Below are 17,361 nucleotides of genomic sequence, written 5' to 3' on the forward strand. Positions count from 1 at the left end.
TTGATGAGGCCATCCAGTCCGGAGATCGGGGTCCTCATGCGCTTCAGACGCGTCTTGTTCGCGGCCGTCTCGACCGTCGTCCTGCTGATCGCTTCCACCACGGCGGCCACCGCCGCCACGCGGTCCTACCGGAACTACGTCGCGCTGGGTGATTCGTACACTTCCGGGCCGCTCATCCCGCTCCCCCGCCTCGACCCGCTCTTCTGCGGCAAATCGACGCAGAACTACCCGTCGATGCTCGCCGCGGCGCTGCACGTCCGCTCGTTCACCGACATCAGCTGTGGCGGCGCCGACACGAGCAACATGACGCAGCGGCAGAGTGTGTTCCTCGGCAGCAACCCGCCGCAGTTCAGCGCCCTGCGTGCGAACACCGACCTGGTCACCGTCGGGATCGGCGGCAACGACTACGGCGTCTTCGGCACGCTCGTCGGCACCTGCCCGTCCCTGCGCGCGGCCGATCCCACCGGGAACCCGTGCCAGGACAGGTTCACCTCGGGCGGTGTCGACACCATCAAGGCCAAGATCGCCGAAACCGGCAAGAACGTCGAGAAGGTACTGGCCGGGATCCACGCCCGCTCGCCGCGCGCCGACGTGGTCGTCGTCGGCTATCCGCGGATCGCGCCGGAGTCCGGTCACTGCCCGAAGATCCTGCCCTTCGCAGACGGTGACTACGCCTGGCTCAACACCGTCGAGAAGGCGTTGAACTCGGCGATCGAGAAGGCCGTCGCCGCCGACGGGGATTCGTCCTTTGTGGACACCTACGGTCCGTCCGCCGGGCACGACGCCTGCGCGCCGGACGGTGCCGCGTGGATCAACGGGCAGCACACGAAACTGCTCGCCGCGGCCGCTTACCACCCCTACCGCGCGGGGATGGCGGGCGTGGCCGGAGTGGTCCTGCGCCACCTCCGCTGAACGCCGTGAACGGTCCGTTCCTGGCGAATTTCGCCAGGAACGGACCGTTCACAGCACTCGTCAGGATGCGGGAAGAGCCGCCAGCCGGGCGTTGATGCGCTCGATGTCCGCCACCGCGGTCTCCTGGCGGGCCCGGATCTTGCCGATCACCGGCTCCGGTGCCTTGTCGATGAAGGCCTGGTTGCCGAGTTTGGCCTCGGCCTGGGCCAGCTCCTTCTCCGCGGCACCCAGATCCTTCTGCAAACGTTTGCGTTCAGCGGCGACGTCGATCGTGCCGGACAGGTCCAGTTCGACGGTGACGACACCGGCCGAAAGCCCGACCTCCAGCGACGCGCTCGGCGCGAAACCGTCTTCCGGCTGGGTGAGCCGGACCAGCGAGCGGATCGGCTCGTCGTGCCCGGTGATCTCGGCGAACCCGTCGCCGGACAGCCGCGCGGCCACCTTCTGGCTGGGCTTGAGGCCCTGGTCCGCACGGAACCGGCGGACCTCGGTGACCAGCTTCTGCACGTCCGCGATCCGCTTGTCGGCGACCGCGTCGGCGTAGGAACCGTCCGCCACCGGCCACGGGGCGATCACCAGCGACTCGCGGCCGGTCAGCGCCGTCCACAGCTTCTCGGTGATGAACGGGATGAACGGGTGCAGCAGCTTCAGCACGGTGTCGAACACGTGCCCGAGCACCGCGCGCGTCGCCGTCACACGGGCCTCGTCACCCTGGAAGACCTGGACCTTCGACAGCTCCAGGTACCAGTCGCACAGCTCGGTCCAGGTGAACTGGTAGAGCAGGTCCGTCGCCTTGGCGAACTGGTAGTCCGCCAGGTACGCCGTGACGTCGGTGACGACGCTGTCGAGCCTGCCGAGGATCCAGCGGTCGGCCTCGGTGAGATCGGCGGCGGCGGGCAGCGGGGCGTTCGCGTCCGCGCCGTTCATCATGGCGAACTTGGTGGCGTTCCAGAGCTTCGTGGTGAAGTTCCGGGAGCCCGCGACCCATTCCTCGCCGATCGGCACGTCGGTGCCGGGGTTGGCGCCACGCGTGAGGGTGAAGCGCAGCGCGTCGGTGCCGTAGCGGTCCATCCACTCGATGGGGTCGACACCGTTGCCCGCGGTCTTCGACATCTTCTTGCCGAACTGGTCGCGGACCATGCCGTGCAGCGCGATGGTCTTGAACGGCGCCTCGCCGGTGGCGTAGAGGCCGAACATCATCATCCGCACGACCCAGAAGAACAGGATGTCGTAGCCGGTGACCAGCACCGACGTCGGATAGAACTTGTTCAGGTCCGGCGTCTTCTCCGGCCAGCCGAGGGTGGAGAACGGCCACAGACCCGAGGAGAACCAGGTGTCGAGGACGTCCGGGTCCTGGGTCCAGCCCTCGCCCGACGGCGGCTCCTCGTCCGGTCCGACGCAGACGACCTCGTCGTTCGGGCCATACCAGACCGGGATGCGGTGGCCCCACCACAGCTGACGCGAGATGCACCAGTCGTGCAGGTTGTCGACCCAGTCGAAGTAGCGCTTCTCCATCTCCGGCGGGTGGACGTTCACCCGGCCGTCGCGCACCGCGTCGCCCGCGGCCTTCGCGAGCGGCCCGACCTTGACGAACCACTGCAGCGACAGGCGCGGCTCGATCGGCTCCTTCGAACGCTCCGAGTGCCCGACACTGTGCAGGTACGGACGCTTTTCCGCGACGATGCGGCCCTGCTCGCGCAGCTTCTCCCGCACCGCGACACGGGCCTCGAACCGGTCCATACCGTCGAACTCGGTGCCGGTGCCGTCGATGCGGCCCTGCTCGTCCATGATCGTGATCATCGGCAGGTCGTGCCGCTGGCCGATCTCGAAGTCGTTCGGGTCGTGCGCGGGGGTCACCTTGACCGCGCCGGTGCCGAACTCCGGGTCGACGTGCTTGTCCGCGACGATCGGGATCCGGCGCCCGGTCAGCGGCAGCTCGACCTCGGTGCCGATGAGGTGCGTGTAGCGCTCGTCGTCCGGGTGAACCGCGACGGCGGTGTCGCCGAGCATCGTCTCCATCCGGGTGGTGGCCACGACGATCGCGTTCTCGCCGTCGCCGTAGCGCATCGAGACGAGTTCGCCCTCGACCTCTTCGTGCTTCACCTCGGCGTCGGACAGCACCGACCGCAGCTCCGGCGACCAGTTCACCAGACGCTCGGCGCGATAGATCAGGCCGTCGTCGAAGAGCTTCTTGAAGATCGTGTTGACGGCCTTGGACAGGCCGTCGTCCATGGTGAACCGCTCGCGGGTCCAGTCGACACCCTCGCCGAGGCGCTTCATCTGGGCGAGGATCTTGCCGCCGTGCTCGTTCTTCCACTGCCAGACGCGCTCGACGAAGGCCTCGCGGCCGAGCTCGCGGCGGCTGGTGCCCTCGGCGCGGAGCTGCTTCTCGACCAGCGCGTGGACCGCGATACTCGCGTGGTCCATCCCCGGCAGGTACAGCGTCTCGTCACCGAGCATGCGGTGGAAGCGGGTGGTGGCGTCGATCAGGGTGTGCTCGAACGCGTGCCCGATGTGCAGCGAACCGGTCACGTTCGGGGGCGGGATGACTACCGTGAACGGCGGCTTGTCCGACGTGGGGTCGGCCGTGAAGTACCCGGCGTCTACCCAGGACTGGTAGAGCGAGGCTTCTTCGTCGGCCGGGTTCCAGGCACCCGGTAGGTCGGTCTGCTGCGGCTGGGCGTTCTCGGTCACATTGTCAAGTCTACGAACCCCCTCCACCGAGTTGCTCACCGGCCGTAACGCTCGCCGTTCCCCGCCGATGAGGTTTTGTCGCAAAGCACTGGGGAGAGGCTCGTTCATGGAAGACAGCCGGATGGAGACGCATCCGGATCTGCTGGATCCGGAATGGCGCAGCCGCGCCGAACGCGACGCTCGGCGCGGCGCGAAAAAGGAACTCAGACAGCGGCGGAAGCAGACTCCGCGCCGCCGTTTCCGGCGGGGTTTCCGGATGTCCCGTGGCCGCCGTGTCCTGGTCCTGTTCCTGGCACTGACCGTGGTCCTGCTCGTGGCCGCGACGATCGTCGTGCGGCAGCTGCGGGACACCGGCTCCGGGCAGCCCCCGAAGGCGGCTCCGGTGCCCGTCGGCGTCGACCTCGACCGGCCTTACGACCGCACCCCGGCGGCGACCTGGGGCGAAGGGCTCGCCGGGATCATCGTGCCGCCGGGCCAGGCCGTCGGTGACTTCACCGCGGAGGAGGTCGACGCGGCGTATCGCAAGGCGACGGAGGCCATCGCGGCCGCCCGGCTCGGCTCCCGTGCGCTGGGCGGCGACGGCTCGGAACTGCTCGCCCTGCTGAACCCGAACGAGCGCGCCCGGCTCGAAGCGACGCTGACGAGCGCGCCGACCGTGGAAAAGGGCAAGTACCTGACCCTCATCGGGCCGAACCGGCTGCTTCCGGCGCGTCCGCGCATGATCGGCTCTCTCACGGCGAAGGCGGCTCGTAAGGGCGAGCTGATCGTCCACGCGAGTTATGTGACCGCGTACGCCTTCGACGTACGCCCTGGCGACGCTCGCTCGCCGGTGGACATCGTCCCGTTCGTCCGTGACGAAGAGGACTACATGATCCGCAAGGAGCCGTCGTTCGCGAAGGGGGACGCAGGACTCGGCCTCGGCGACAGCGCGGGCTTCACGTCGCGCATGGCCTGCGACGCGATCAAGACCGGCGTCCTGGCGCCCCAGTACGCTGACAAGGGCGGACCCGTCTACGGCGCGCCAGCTGTCGAAGAAGCCGCCACCTACGACCCGACGAAACCCCTGCCGACGAGGGACGCCTGCGGGTAGTCGGCCGAACCCCTGGGGAAGAGGACCGAGATGGACGAAGAGGACCGGCGGATCGAGACCCATCCGGACCTGGTCGACCCGAACTGGCAGAAGCACGCCGAACTGGACGCCTGGCTGGGTGCGAAGAAGGAACTCAAGAAGAAGCGGCGCAAGCAGCAGAAGGCGGCGTCCGGTGGCGGCTACCGCGCGCCGGGGTCGAGCCGGTGGCCGGGGATCGCCGCGCTCATCGGCCTGGTCGTGCTGGTCGCGGCCGCGGTGACGGTGAACGCGGTGCAGGACCGCGGAGTCAACGAGACGCCCTGGTTCCCGCTGGACGAGTCCCAGATCACCCGGCTCGACACCGGCGTCTGACAGGCACCCCTCGGTCGCGCGCGGGAGCGTCAAGGCGCACGATGGGGTCATGACCCGCGAAGCACCCGCGAACGACGTTGACGAGACACAGCTCGAGGTCGGAAAACCGAAGAGCTGGGCGGCCGGGATACCGGGGGTCGCCGTATCCCTGATGCGCGGCGTGGAGCAGATGGGCGCCGCCCGCACGGTGAAGACGCTGCGCCTGCTGAACCAGCGTGACGGCTTCGACTGTCCCGGCTGCGCCTGGCCGGAGCCGCGCGAGGTCGACGGCGAGCACCGCAAGTTCGCGGAGTTCTGCGAGAACGGCGCGAAGGCCGTCGCCGAGGAGGCCACGAAACGCCGGGTCGGCCGCGAGTTCTTCGCCGAGCACTCCGTCCAGGAGCTGGCGGACAAGACGGACTACTGGCTCGGCCAGCAGGGCCGGATCACCGAGCCGTTCGTGCTGCGAGAGGGTGCCTCGCACTACGAACCGATCTCCTGGGACGACGCCTTCACCCTGGTCGCGGACGAGCTTCGCGCGCTTCAGGACCCGAACGAGGCGATCTTCTACACCTCCGGCCGCACCAGCAACGAGGCCGCGTTCCTCTACCAGCTCCTCGTGCGCTCCTACGGCACCAACAACCTGCCGGACTGCTCCAACATGTGCCACGAGTCATCCGGCGCGGCGCTCGCGGCCACGACCGGGATCGGCAAGGGCTCGGTGACGCTCGCCGACATCCACCAGGCGGATCTGATCGTGGTGGTCGGGCAGAACCCCGGCACCAACCATCCGCGCATGCTGTCCGCGCTGGAAGAGGCCAAGGGCAACGGCGCGAAGATCATGGCGGTCAACCCGCTGCCCGAAGCCGGTCTGATGCGGTTCAAGAACCCGCAGAACGTCCGGGGCGTGGTCGGCAAGGGCACCCCGCTGGCCGACGAGTTCGCGCAGATCCGCCTCGGCGGCGACCTCGCGCTGTTCCAGGCGATCGGGCATCTGCTGCTGCGGTGGGAGCAGGAGACCCCCGGCACGATCGTCGACCGCGCGTTCGTCGAGTCGTCCAGCGAAGGGTTCGAGGACTACGCGAAGCATCTGCGGGAGATCGACTGGGCCGAGGTCGCCACGGCGACCGGGCTGCCGCGTGAGCAGATCGAGCGGCTCGCGCGGATGATCGCGACGTCGAAGCGGACCATCTACTGCTGGGCGATGGGCCTGACCCAGCACAAGCACGCGGTGCAGACGATCTCCGAGGTCGCGAACCTGGCGTTGATGCGCGGCATGATCGGGGAACCGGGTGCGGGCCTGTGCCCGGTGCGCGGGCACTCCAACGTCCAGGGCGACCGGACGATGGGCATCTGGGAGAAGATGCCGGAGTCCTTCATGGACAGTCTCGACGCCGAGTTCGGCATCAAGGTCCCGCGAGACCACGGCTACGACACGGTCGCCGCTATCCGCGCGATGCGGGACGGGAAGGGCAAGGTCTTCTTCGCCGTCGGCGGCAACTTCGCCTCCGCCACCCCGGACACGGACCTGACCGAGAAGGCACTCAAGTCGTGCTCGCTGACAGCGCACGTGTCGACGAAGCTCAACCGCTCGCACGTCGTTCCCGGCAAGTCCGCGCTGATCCTGCCGACCCTCGGCCGCACCGAACGCGACACGCAGGCCGCCGGCGAGCAGTTCGTCACCGTCGAGGACTCGATGTCGCAGGTGCACACCTCGCGCGGCAGGCTGGCCCCGGCCAGTGAGCATCTGCTCTCCGAGGTAGCGATCATCTGCCATCTCGCGGAAGCGCTGTTCGGCGCCGGGCATCCCGTGCCGTGGCGGGATTTCCACCGCGACTACGACCTCGTCCGCGACCGGATCGCGCGGGTCGTCCCCGGCTGCCACGACTACAACGCCCGTGTCCGCGAGCCCGACGGATTCGTCCTCCCGAACGCGCCGCGGGATTCCCGGCAGTTCAACGGAACCGCCAACGGCAAGGCGAACTTCACCGTCTCCGAACTCGAGTACCCCAAGGTGCCCGAAGGCAGGCTGCTGCTGCAGACGATGCGGAGCCACGACCAGTACAACACCACGATCTACGGCCTTTCCGACCGCTACCGCGGGATCGAGGACGCGCGGCGCGTCGTGCTGGTGAACCCCGACGACCTGGTGTCACTCGGGCTGACCGACGGCGCGATGGTCGACCTGGTCTCGGAGTGGCGGGACGGCGATCGCCGGGCCCCGAGCTTCCGCGTCGTCTCGTACCCGACTGCGCGGGGCTGCGCGGCGGCGTACTTCCCCGAGGCGAACGCCTTGGTGCCGCTGGATTCGGTGGCGGACAAATCGAACACCCCGGTGTCGAAGGCGGTCGTGGTGAGGTTGGAGCCGCCGGCCTGACCGGTTCTGTCGGACCCTCCCGCTAGGTTCACGCCCATGAACCCTGGGGACATCGGCCGCGAGATGGCGCGCCTTCTGCGGGACAGCACGCGTTCGGTCGAGTTCACGAGCGCCGTGCTGCGGATCCACAACACCGGTGGCGGGCTCTCCCTCCAGGCGGAGACGGAGAGCGGCCGGTACCTGAATCCCGACATGACGGCACTGGCGGACTTGTTCCTGCCGTTGCCCCCGTCGATCTACGAGGTCCGGCTGAACCACACCGGGGAGTACACCTTCCTCGCGACGCCGGACGTCGGCACCATGTCACCCGCGTGGCTCGTCTTCGATCAGGACTTCCGTTATCCGGGGCACCCGCTGCCGGGGCTGCCGCTGCCCACGCGGTCCCGGCCGAGCGGGGCGCCGACCGATCCGGCCGTGCTCGCGCGGATCACCGCCCTCGCCGCGGAATTCGCCGGACTGTACGAGGAGATCAAGGGCCACGCGCCGCGCTGGGAACCGGGCCTCACCGAAACCGAGATCGCCGAGGCGGAGGAACGGATCGGCGCGCGGTTGCCCGAGGATCTTCGCGCACTGTTCCGGATCACGGGCTGGGACAACGAATCCGGGCTGCTCGGCCGGTACGCCCACGATCCGCTCCACCTGCTCGTCGAGCGTTACCTCGACGGCGCTCCCGGTTCCTACGGCTGGGAAGACCCGGTTTCCGAAGAGGGCGTGGTCTTCGAGACCCCGCCCGCGGGCCGGGTGAAACGCTTGTCCCGCAACGATTGGTGGATCACCTTCGGCAGCGATCACGCCGGTGATTTCGTCGCCGTGGACCTCGATCCGGCGGAAGCAGGCACGAGCGGCCAGATTCTCGAGTACGGGCGGAACGTCTGGGGTCCCATCCGGTACGTCGCGGCCTCGATCACCGGGATGCTGGAAGAAGTCCTCCGTGCGCTGAAGGCGGGCGAGTACGACAACGACGAGCCCGAGTCGCCGTACCTCATCGCCGACGCGTCTTTCCACCGCGAATCCGCCCGCGCCCACGACCAGGTGCTGACCGAGACGACGGACCTCGGCGGCGTCGACGATCCCGGACTCGTCCAGGAGCTGTATCTCAACGCCCCTGGCTCGGTGGATCTGGCGGTCCTGAACCCGCTGTCGTCGTTGCGTCACCTTCGGGTCAACCGCGCCGATTCCGTCGTCGCGGACCTGTCCGGGTTCCCCTTGCTCGAAGCGGTAAGCATCGAGGCCTCGAAGGTGGATCTCGCCGGCCACCCCACTCTGTGGAGCCTCTCGCTCACCGGGGTGCGGCATCCGATCGACTTCGACAGGCTGCTCGGTCTACCAGGGCTGCTCAGGCTGGGGTTGGCCGGTCTCGACGTGCCCGAACTGGAACGCGTCGGCGAACTGTCCTCGCTGCGCGTGCTCACCCTGGACGACGGGCAGGTCCGGCGGCTGCTGGACGCCGGGGTCACGCTTCCTTCATTGGCCGCGATCGAGATCACCGGCGGGGCGCCGCTCGCGGAGATCGTGCGGCTGCGCCGAAGGCTGCGTCCGGACGGCCCCGCACCGGAGGTGATCGAGGCTTCGGGCACACTGACCGCACCTTAGGCTGCCCCCTTGGCGGTGCCGGACGAGGCCGACCCGCGCCCACCGTGAAACGAGACCCGTTCACGGAAAGGCCTTGCCATGTCACGAAGATCGATCCTGCGCGGCTTCGCCGCCTTGGCCTCGCTCCTGCTCGTCGCCGTCCTGCCCGGTGCGGCCGCCGCCGCCCCGGCCGTGCCACCGCCGCTCCCCTTCGTCTCCCAGCTCGACCTGTCCTGCTACCGGACCGAAGGCTACAAACCGCCACCGACGGCGGTCACCTTGAAGCAGCTCAATCCCGTACTCGCGGGGCTGCCGATCGAGACGGTCAAACTGGGGGAACGCGAGCAATTCTGCGTGCCGGTCGCGAAAAACGGCGCCATCCCGCCGCCGTGGATCCTCGACTACGTCCGCTGGGTGGATCTGTCCTGCTACCGGATCGCGGGCGCCGCGGTGAACTTCCCGCTGACGCTGAGCCAGCTGAACCCGGTCGTGCGGAAGCTGGGGATCCAGGACGCCCCCGTGACCATGCTGTCGCCGGAGCAGTTGTGCGTGCCGGTCGCGAAGAACGGAGTCCTGCCGCCGCCGGAGATCCTGTCGTTCGTGCGGCACATCGACCTCGAGTGCTACGCCCTGCGCGTCCTCGGCATCCCCGGCCGTCCCTTCCCGTTGACGCTGGGGCATCTCAACCCGGTGCTGGCCGACCGGCCGAAGGCGGAGGTGAAGGTCGGCAACGCACGGCAGTTGTGCGTCCCGGTGTCCAAAGGCGGCGACGAGGTCACGCGAGAGGTGCTCGCCACCGTCCAGTGGCTGGATCTGGCGAAGTACGACGTCGCCACCGGACCGAGTGTCATCGGACCGGTCACGCTGAAACTGTCCCATCTGAACCCGGTGCTGGCGCACCTTCCCAGTGAACAGGTCACCATTACCGAACCGACCCAGCTGGGTCTTCCCGTCGCCAAGAACGGCAAGATCCCGCCTGGGGAATGACCGTCAGTCGATGCATCCGGTGTCGTCGGAAGTGATGGGCTGGTCGGTCCGGACGCCGGCCGCCCCGCCGCCCGCGGACACACCCGGTCCCTTGTAGACCTGGCCGAGCACGACCTGGACATGGCCCGCCGCGACGGAGGCGACCTTCTCGGTTTCCAGACCACCGAGCAGCTTCGCGATCTCCGCGGCGGGGCCGGACGCGTCGCTGAACCGGACGACGGAGGTGCGTCGTCCGGTGTCGGCCGTCGTGTCGCCCTTGCCGAATCCCTTCTCCGCCAGAAAATCCGAGACGCGGGCGGCGAGACCGTCCTTGCCGCTCGCGTTGACGACGTCCACCTTGGGCCCGGCGGGCGCCTGCGGCGTCGTGGGCTGGGCACCGATCAGGGACGCGGCGAAAGCCCTCACCTGGGCGGGGTCCACCTGCACGGCGGTCCAGGTCGGCTGCTTGGGGTTGTAGCGGTAGTCGGGGTTGACCACCGGGATCGTTTCGAAGGCGATACCGCCGCCGGAGACGCCCTGCATCTGCCGCACGAAGTCGAACAGGTCCCATGAGCCGTCGAGGACGACCGACCGCTTCACCGCGTCGATCAGTTCGGAGACCTTGGCCGGGTTGGCGAGTGTCCCCGCGGAGAGCACCTGTTTCGCCAGGCCGGCGAGGAACACCTGCTGACGGCGGACGCGGTCGAGGTCGCTGCGAGGCAGATCCTCACGCTGGCGGACGAAGGCCAGCGCGTCGGCGCCCTGGATCGTCTGCTTCCCCGCCTTGAAGTTCGCGCCGGACTTGACGTCCTTGGTGTCCCGCTTCAGGCACACCTCGACCCCGCCGACAGCATTGCTGATGTCGTAGAAACTCTGCAGGTTGACCTCGGCGAAGTGATCGATCTTGACGCCGGTGAGGTCCTCGACCGCCTTCAAGGTCGCCTTCCGCGCGGCCGTGATCGCCACCTTGTCGATCTCCGCCTTGTCGGTCTTGCCCGCCTTGCGCTGCTCGCTCGCCGAGGCGAACTTGGCGTGCCCGAAGATCCCGTTGATCTTGGTCTTGTCCTTCGTCCCCGGCTCCGCGACGAAGGAGTCGCGCGGGATCGAGAAGGCCTTCACCGTCTTCTGGCCGTTGGGGATGCGGAGCACGATGAGGGTGTCGGTCAGGTCGTCGCCGTTCGCACCCACCCGCAGCTCGCGCAGCATCGCCGGGTCCAGCGGCTCGCCCTGCTGGTTGGTCCGCGAATCGCGCCCGACCAGCAGGATGTCCAGCGAACCGTCGGCGGGCTGCTCGCCCGGCTCAGGCGCCTCGATCACGTCTTCGCGAGTCACGCCGTCCAGCGACTTCAACGTCGAGTATCCGTACGCGGTCCCGCCGAACACCATCACCGCGAGCGCGGCGACCAGGACCTTCCCCAGCTTGTGCACCTTCTTAGGACGCGCAGGAAGTCCTTATTGCTGCATAGGTGATCCACTTCACATCCGCAGATACGAGGCGCCGTTCAGATCGAGGATCGTGCCGGACGCCCAGGCGGCCTCGGGGGAAGCGAGGTAGAGGACCGCCGCGGCGACCTCCTCCGGCGTGCCGACCCGGCCGAACGGGCTCTGCCCGCGCAGGACCTCACCGCTCGCGCCTTCGAGCTTCATCGCGACCCGGTCCGTGGCGGTGAAGCCGGGTGCGACCGACGTCACCGCGATGCCGTGCGGGGCGAGCGCGACGGCGAGTGACTGCCCGAGCGAGTGCAGTGCGGCCTTGCTCGCGCCGTACGCGGGGAACTCGGGCTCGCCCTTGAAGGCTCCCCGCGAACCGATGTTGACCACCCGGCCGGGCGCGCCGCGCTCGATCATGTGCCGGGCCACGCAGTAGGTCACGTTCGCCGTGCCGAGCACGTTGACGTCGACCATCCGCCGCCAGATCCGCTGCCAGTCCACATAGGACACTTCGGCGACAGGATGCGCCGAAGCCGCGGACGGCGCGAAGGCGGCGTTGTTCACGAGGACGTCGACGCCGTCCACCAGGGTTTCGGCCTCGTCGGCGACCCGTTGCGCCACCTCGGGATCCGAGAGGTCGCCCTGGACCAGCCCGTGACCGGAGCCGGGCAGCCCGGCGAGCGTCCGCTCGGCGTCCTCCCGGTTCGAGGCGTAATGGACGGCGACACGGTCGCCCTTTTCCGCGAAGGCCGCTGCGATCGCCCGGCCGATGCCGCGCGACGCCCCGGTCACCAGAACTCCCATGGGACCGAGCTTAGCCACCGAAGAGCTGGACCACCTTGCGGAACAGTTCGTAGACGCCGTAGGCGAACGGGAGCGCGACCCACAGCCACGCGAAGACCATCAGCCCGGTGCGGTTGCGCTCGGGAGCCGGTTCGCTCATCGGGTCTCACTCCTCGCGGGCTCGCCGGACGCCGCCGGCTCGTGGAACTTCGGGTTGACCGGCCGCACCAGTTCGTTGGCGACGAAACCGACGGCCAGCAGGCCGATCATGATGAACAGCGACGTCGTGTAGAGGTCGGGGCCGACCTTGCCCGCCGACTTCTGACTGTCGGCGATGGCGTTGACGATGAGCGGCCCGAGCACCCCCGCCATCGACCACGCGGTCAGCAGCCTGCCGTGGATCGCGCCCACCTGATAGGTCCCGAAGAGGTCCTTCAGATACGCCGGGACGGTCGCGAAACCACCGCCGTAGAAAGACAGGATCAGCATGGCGCACAGGACGAACACGAGCTTCGAGGCGTTGGTGGTCAGCGCGATCACGAGGTACAGCAGTGCGCCCGCGCCGAGGTAGAGCCGGTAGATGTTCTTGCGCCCCACCAGGTCCGAAGTGGACGACCAGACGAACCGGCCGAGCATGTTGGTCAGCGACAGCAACGCGACGAATCCGGCCGCGGCGGCGGTACCGACCGGGGTCGAGGTCTCGCGGAAGAAGTCCGCGATCATCGGCGACGCCTTCTCCAGGATGCCGATGCCCGCCGTCACGTTGAAGCACAGGACCACCCAGAGGAGCCAGAACTGCGGCGTCTTGATGGCGTTGCGCGCCGACACGTTCGCGGTGGTGATCATCGCGTTGCCGTGATCGGTCTTCGGTGTCCAGCCCTTCGGCTTCCAGTCGTCGGCCGGCACCCGGATCAGCAGGATGCCGAGGCTCATGAAGACCGCGTACACCAGGCCGTGCACCAGGAAGGCTGTCGCGACCGTCCCGATCGTCCACGGCGCCGTGCCCAGCATCTGCGAAGACCACGGGGACGCGATCAGCGCGCCGCCACCGAAGCCCATGATGGCGATGCCGGTGGCCATCCCCGGCCGGTCCGGGAACCATTTGATCAGCGTCGACACCGGCGAGATGTAGCCGATCCCGAGCCCGATGCCGCCGATCCCGCCCCAGCCGAGGACGACGAGCCAGTACTGCGACGTCGCCACCCCGAGCGCGGCGAGCAGGAAACCCGAGCTGAAGCAGACCATCGAGACGAACATCGCCCAGCGCGGCCCGTTGCGCTCGACCAGCGTCCCGCCGAACGCCGCCGAGAGCCCGAGCATCACGATGCCGAGCTGGAACGGGAGAGCGCTCTCCGTGCCGCTGAGCCCGAGGGTCTTTTCCAGCGGGGGTTTGAAGACGCTCCACGCGTACGCCTGCCCGATCGACAGGTGGACGGCCAGCGCGGCCGGGGGCACCAGCCAGCGGCTCCAGCCCGGTGATGCGACGATGCGGGAACGGTCAAGGAAGCCGACAGCCATCCGGCGCCTCCGTACTCTGAGGATGTGCACTGGGAATGTATTACTTAATTCCCGGCGTTGCAGTACACGACTGTCGAATGATCGGCCAGAAAGGTGGACAAGTGGGCAGGGTGACGGTGCGGCGTCCGGTGCGGAAGATCTCCGCGACCAGGGACGTGCGGCGGCCCGACGCGCTCGCGGCCGAGGAACCGCTGGAAATCCGCGTCGGCGGCAAGGCACTCGCGGTCACCATGCGGACACCCGGCAACGACGTCGAACTGGCGCACGGCTTCCTGCTGTCCGAAGGCGTGCTCACCACACGCGAGGACGTCGCGGTCGCCCGGTACTGCGACGGCGTCGACGACCAGGGCCGCAACACCTACAACGTCCTGGACATCGCGCTGGCCGAAGGGGTCGCTCCGCCGGAGACGGGCGTCGAGCGGAACTTTTACACCACGTCCTCGTGCGGCGTCTGCGGCAAGGCCGCGCTCGACGCGGTGAAGCTGCGAAGCCGGTTCTCACCGGAGAAGTCCGGGTTCGCGGTGAGCACGGACGTGCTGGCGAAGCTCCCGGACACGCTGCGCGCGCACCAGAAGGTCTTCTCCAGCACCGGCGGGCTGCACGCGGCCGCCCTCTTCGACGGCGACGGGAACCTCGCCGTCGTCCGGGAGGACGTCGGCAGGCACAACGCCGTCGACAAGGTCCTCGGCTGGGCTCTGCAAGCAGGCCGGATCCCCGCGGCGGACGCCGGTCTGCTGGTGTCCGGCCGCGCGTCGTTCGAGCTGGTGCAGAAGGCCGCCATGGCCGGGATCGGGCTGCTGGCCGCGGTTTCCGCGCCGTCGTCGCTGGCCGCGGAACTGGCCGAGGAGAACGGCATGACCCTCATCGGGTTCCTGCGGGGCGACAGCATGAACCTGTACAGCGGCGAACAGCGGGTGCTCGGCCTCGCGACAGGTACGTGATGGCCCCCTTCATTGCGCTAGACGCAATGAAGGGGGCCATCACGTACCTGGGGAAGGTGTGAAGGTCGAGTTTCCTCGGCTGAGCTGGGGGAAGGGGCCTTCACGCGGCATCGCTGTGACTGCTGGTGCCTCTGAAGCCACAGGTGCCTTTCGCAGTGTCCGTGATGGCCTCCTTCACTACCTTCAGGGTAGGCAAGGAGGCCTTCACGGACACCTGACAGGACATTTGCCTAACCCCTCAATCCGAATCGCCACTCACGACCCTTCGCTCGGTTGGGACCGTTGGTGGAACGAAGGGGTCCTTCAGCCCTAGCTGGGTACGGGGTCGTGAGTGACTGGTGTCCCCAATGACACATTGGGGGCGCCCATCGCGAAGCCGTCGCGCGAAGATCGGGGTGGTCCTGGTGTCCTGAAGGCCCCCTTTGAGACGTTGATCGTCTCAAAGGGGTCCTTCAGGACACCCGAGCGAGGCAGGCGGCGCCCGGCCAGGAAACTCGTGAGTGGCCAGGACGGTCTGACCGTCCTGGCCACTCACGCCCCCTTATTCGGTACCGACCCAGTTGCCGTGGAAGCCGTTCGGCACCCGGTCCGGCAGGTGCACGGCACCGACGGTCTCCAGTGTCCCCGCGTCCAAAATGGTCAGATCGCTCTTCTGCGTCGCGGGATCGTAGACGAACCCCATCAGCACGCCCTCGTCCTCGCCCGCGTCCACCGAGGACGGAACGAACACGAACTCCCCCACCTGCGCGCCGTCGCCGAATTCCCGCGACGCCACCGAACGCTTCCACAGGTCGTGCTTGAGCAGTGACCCCGACGAAGCCGATCCATCCTTTGTGGACACCGAGTAGCCGAAGCGGTGCGGCCGCCCGACCAGTCGCTCGTCGACGCGCGGGAACTCCTGACCCTGGTCGTCGAGCCGTTCCTCGACGACCTTGCCCGCGGCCAGGTCGACGGTCCAGCGGTCCAGGGTCGGCGGCCCCTCGGCGGGCCCGAGGAGTTCGCTGTCGAACATCTTCGGGTGCCGGACGACGTCCAGCACGATGGTGTCGCCGTCGTCGTAGGCGTTCATCGGGTGGAACACGTAGCAGGGCTCGACCTCGAACCAGCGGACGTCGCCGCTGCCGCCGTCTCGCGGCATGACCCCGATCCGCGCCGGGTACGCGGGGTTCCAGCGGTACGGCAGGCCCCCGTTGCCCGAGATCCGCGAACGCAGCTTCGCGCCGAGCGGGTCCGGCACCTTCACCTTGCCCACCAGCGCGGACACCACCAGCCGGGCGGGAGTGCGCAGGAACGACGGGACCGACGTGGCAACGGCCTGTTCGCTCTCGAAGGTGACCGGCAGGTCGTAGAAAATGACGTGCTTCTCCGTCAGGGAGAAGTCGTGCATCATCGGCGAACCGGTGACCTCGATGTCCACCGTGCGCCGCGCATGGCCTTCGGCGTCGATGACCGAGTACTGCACCTTGTTGCCCCAGCCGAAGAAGTACGACACGGCGTGCAGTTCGCCGGTCTCCGGGTCACGCTTCGGGTGCGCGGTGTAGCCGCCGGGAAGGGTGCCGTCGAAGTCGCAGGCGCCGACGGTGTCGAGTTCCTCGGTCAGTTCGAAGTTGGTGGCGCCGCCTTCGATCAGCGCGAGGGTCTTGCCCGCGTGGCCGATCACGTTCGTGTTGGCGCCCATGGAAGCGGGTCCGCCCGCCCAGTCCTCGCCGAGTTCCCGTGCGAGCCGGGGGCTGCGCACCCAGCGGTTGCGGTACCACTCGGCGCGGCCGTCCCGCAGCCGGACGCCGTGCACCATGCCGTCGCCCATGAACCAGTGGTAGGTCGCCGGGTCCACTTCGGACAGCGGGTTCGGCCCGTTCCGCAGATAACGCCCGTCCAGGTACTCCGGGATGTGCCCGGTGACGCGCAGTTCGGTGATCGTGTGCTCGTGACTGACGGGGGCGAAGTTGCCCTCGAGGAACTTGTTACCCATGACGGGCCCCCTGGATCGATGGCTATAACGCGGTTATGGACACCATTTATAACAGGGTTATGAGACACTGGCAAGCATGTCACCGAAACCCGCCGCCGCCGAGGTCAAGGCCAAGCTGATCGAGGCGGCGATCCGGCTGCTCTCGGACGGCGGCCCCGAGGCGCTCCAGGCCCGCAAGCTGGCTGCCGAGATCGGCGCGTCGACCATGGCCGTGTACACCCACTTCGGCGGGATGGGCGCCTTGGTGGACGCGGTCGCGCGCGAGGGATTCCGGCGGCTGTCGGCGAATCTGGGCGAGGTCACGGAGACCGACGATCCGGCGGCCGACATCCTCACCCTGGCGCTGGCGTACCGGCGGACCGTGGTGGACAACCCGCAGCTCTACGCGGTGACCTTCGGCCAGAGCCAGCCCAACGGGCAGAAGGCGGCGCTGGGTGACATGACCAACGAGGAGACCCGCCAGAACGCCAGCGAGGAAGGCCGCGAGGCCTTCGGCTACCTCGTCCGCGCCGCGAAGCGGGTGATCGAGGCGGGCCGGTTCCGTCCCGCCCCGGAATTCGCCGTCGCCGCCCAGCTCTGGAGCGCCGTGCACGGCTACATCACCCTGGAGGTCGCCGGCCACTTCGGCGACGGCCGGAATGGCGTGGACCACATCCTGATTCCCCTGGCCACCGCGCTCGGCGTGGGCCTCGGCGACACTTACGAGGCCGCGACGCGGTCCGCCCAGGTCTCGATCGACGCCTGGCGTGCGAAAGAAGGAAACATCGGCACCTGA

At 68.4% G+C, this 17,361-nt stretch carries 14 protein-coding genes; 8 read left to right on the plus strand and 6 right to left on the minus strand.

What is annotated here, in order from left to right:
- Nucleotides 1-36 precede the first annotated feature (36 nt).
- Nucleotides 37-912, plus strand: a complete 876-nt coding sequence (locus AMYAL_RS0101205) for an SGNH/GDSL hydrolase family protein (protein WP_020629473.1) — start codon at nucleotides 37-39, stop codon at nucleotides 910-912.
- A 60-nt stretch (nucleotides 913-972) separates the two neighbouring features.
- Here AMYAL_RS0101205 and AMYAL_RS0101210 read toward each other — a convergent pair whose 3' ends face one another.
- Nucleotides 973-3,606 (minus strand): valine--tRNA ligase, encoded by a 2,634-nt coding sequence (locus AMYAL_RS0101210; protein WP_020629474.1) that lies wholly within the window; start codon nucleotides 3,604-3,606, stop codon nucleotides 973-975.
- 106 nt (nucleotides 3,607-3,712) lie between these two features.
- Between AMYAL_RS0101210 and AMYAL_RS0101215 the strand changes: the two genes are divergently transcribed.
- The 5 genes from AMYAL_RS0101215 to AMYAL_RS0101235 all read left to right on the plus strand — a co-directional run bounded on the left by AMYAL_RS0101215 (nucleotide 3,713) and on the right by AMYAL_RS0101235 (nucleotide 9,962).
- A complete protein-coding gene (locus AMYAL_RS0101215; protein ID WP_245192741.1) occupies nucleotides 3,713-4,696 on the plus strand; it encodes a CBS domain-containing protein in 984 nt (327 codons plus the stop codon).
- A 30-nt stretch (nucleotides 4,697-4,726) separates the two neighbouring features.
- A complete protein-coding gene (locus tag AMYAL_RS0101220; protein ID WP_020629476.1) occupies nucleotides 4,727-5,047 on the plus strand; it encodes a hypothetical protein in 321 nt (106 codons plus the stop codon).
- A gap of 49 nt (nucleotides 5,048-5,096) precedes the next feature.
- Nucleotides 5,097-7,403 (plus strand): FdhF/YdeP family oxidoreductase, encoded by a 2,307-nt coding sequence (locus AMYAL_RS0101225; RefSeq protein WP_020629477.1) that lies wholly within the window; start codon nucleotides 5,097-5,099, stop codon nucleotides 7,401-7,403.
- 36 nt (nucleotides 7,404-7,439) lie between these two features.
- Nucleotides 7,440-8,996, plus strand: coding sequence for an SMI1/KNR4 family protein (locus AMYAL_RS0101230; protein WP_020629478.1), 1,557 nt, complete (start codon nucleotides 7,440-7,442; stop codon nucleotides 8,994-8,996).
- A gap of 78 nt (nucleotides 8,997-9,074) precedes the next feature.
- Complete coding sequence (locus tag AMYAL_RS0101235; protein ID WP_020629479.1) at nucleotides 9,075-9,962, plus strand: hypothetical protein; 888 nt, start codon at nucleotides 9,075-9,077, stop codon at nucleotides 9,960-9,962.
- A 3-nt stretch (nucleotides 9,963-9,965) separates the two neighbouring features.
- On the opposite strand, the gene AMYAL_RS0101240 is transcribed toward AMYAL_RS0101235, so the two are convergent.
- Genes AMYAL_RS0101240 through AMYAL_RS0101255 form a run of 4 tightly spaced genes read right to left on the minus strand, consistent with a single transcriptional unit; the run spans nucleotide 9,966 to nucleotide 13,673 of the window.
- Nucleotides 9,966-11,369 carry an LCP family protein gene (locus tag AMYAL_RS0101240; protein WP_020629480.1) on the minus strand — a complete coding sequence of 468 codons (1,404 nt, stop codon included), beginning with the start codon at nucleotides 11,367-11,369 and terminating at the stop codon, nucleotides 9,966-9,968.
- Nucleotides 11,370-11,417: 48 nt separating this feature from the next.
- A complete protein-coding gene (locus tag AMYAL_RS0101245; RefSeq protein WP_020629481.1) occupies nucleotides 11,418-12,176 on the minus strand; it encodes an SDR family NAD(P)-dependent oxidoreductase in 759 nt (252 codons plus the stop codon).
- Between the two features lie 10 nt (nucleotides 12,177-12,186).
- Nucleotides 12,187-12,315, minus strand: coding sequence for an MFS transporter small subunit (locus tag AMYAL_RS50765; protein ID WP_020629482.1), 129 nt, complete (start codon nucleotides 12,313-12,315; stop codon nucleotides 12,187-12,189).
- On the minus strand, nucleotides 12,312-13,673 hold the full coding sequence (locus AMYAL_RS0101255) for an L-lactate MFS transporter (protein ID WP_020629483.1): 1,362 nt from the start codon (nucleotides 13,671-13,673) through the stop codon (nucleotides 12,312-12,314). Before AMYAL_RS0101255 ends, AMYAL_RS50765 begins: the two co-directional genes overlap by 4 nt.
- 101 nt (nucleotides 13,674-13,774) lie before the next feature.
- Here AMYAL_RS0101255 and fdhD point away from each other — a divergent pair, with 101 nt between their 5' ends.
- Nucleotides 13,775-14,614, plus strand: a complete 840-nt coding sequence (gene fdhD, locus AMYAL_RS0101260; protein ID WP_020629484.1) for a formate dehydrogenase accessory sulfurtransferase FdhD — start codon at nucleotides 13,775-13,777, stop codon at nucleotides 14,612-14,614.
- Between the two features lie 541 nt (nucleotides 14,615-15,155).
- Here the strand turns inward: fdhD and AMYAL_RS0101265 are convergent.
- Nucleotides 15,156-16,586, minus strand: coding sequence for a carotenoid oxygenase family protein (locus AMYAL_RS0101265; RefSeq protein WP_020629485.1), 1,431 nt, complete (start codon nucleotides 16,584-16,586; stop codon nucleotides 15,156-15,158).
- A gap of 76 nt (nucleotides 16,587-16,662) precedes the next feature.
- On the opposite strand from AMYAL_RS0101265, the gene AMYAL_RS0101270 reads away from it, so the two are divergent.
- Nucleotides 16,663-17,361 carry a TetR/AcrR family transcriptional regulator gene (locus tag AMYAL_RS0101270; RefSeq protein WP_020629486.1) on the plus strand — a complete coding sequence of 233 codons (699 nt, stop codon included), beginning with the start codon at nucleotides 16,663-16,665 and terminating at the stop codon, nucleotides 17,359-17,361.

It is taken from the genome of Amycolatopsis alba DSM 44262, assembly GCF_000384215.1.
GTDB lineage: Bacteria > Actinomycetota > Actinomycetes > Mycobacteriales > Pseudonocardiaceae > Amycolatopsis > Amycolatopsis alba.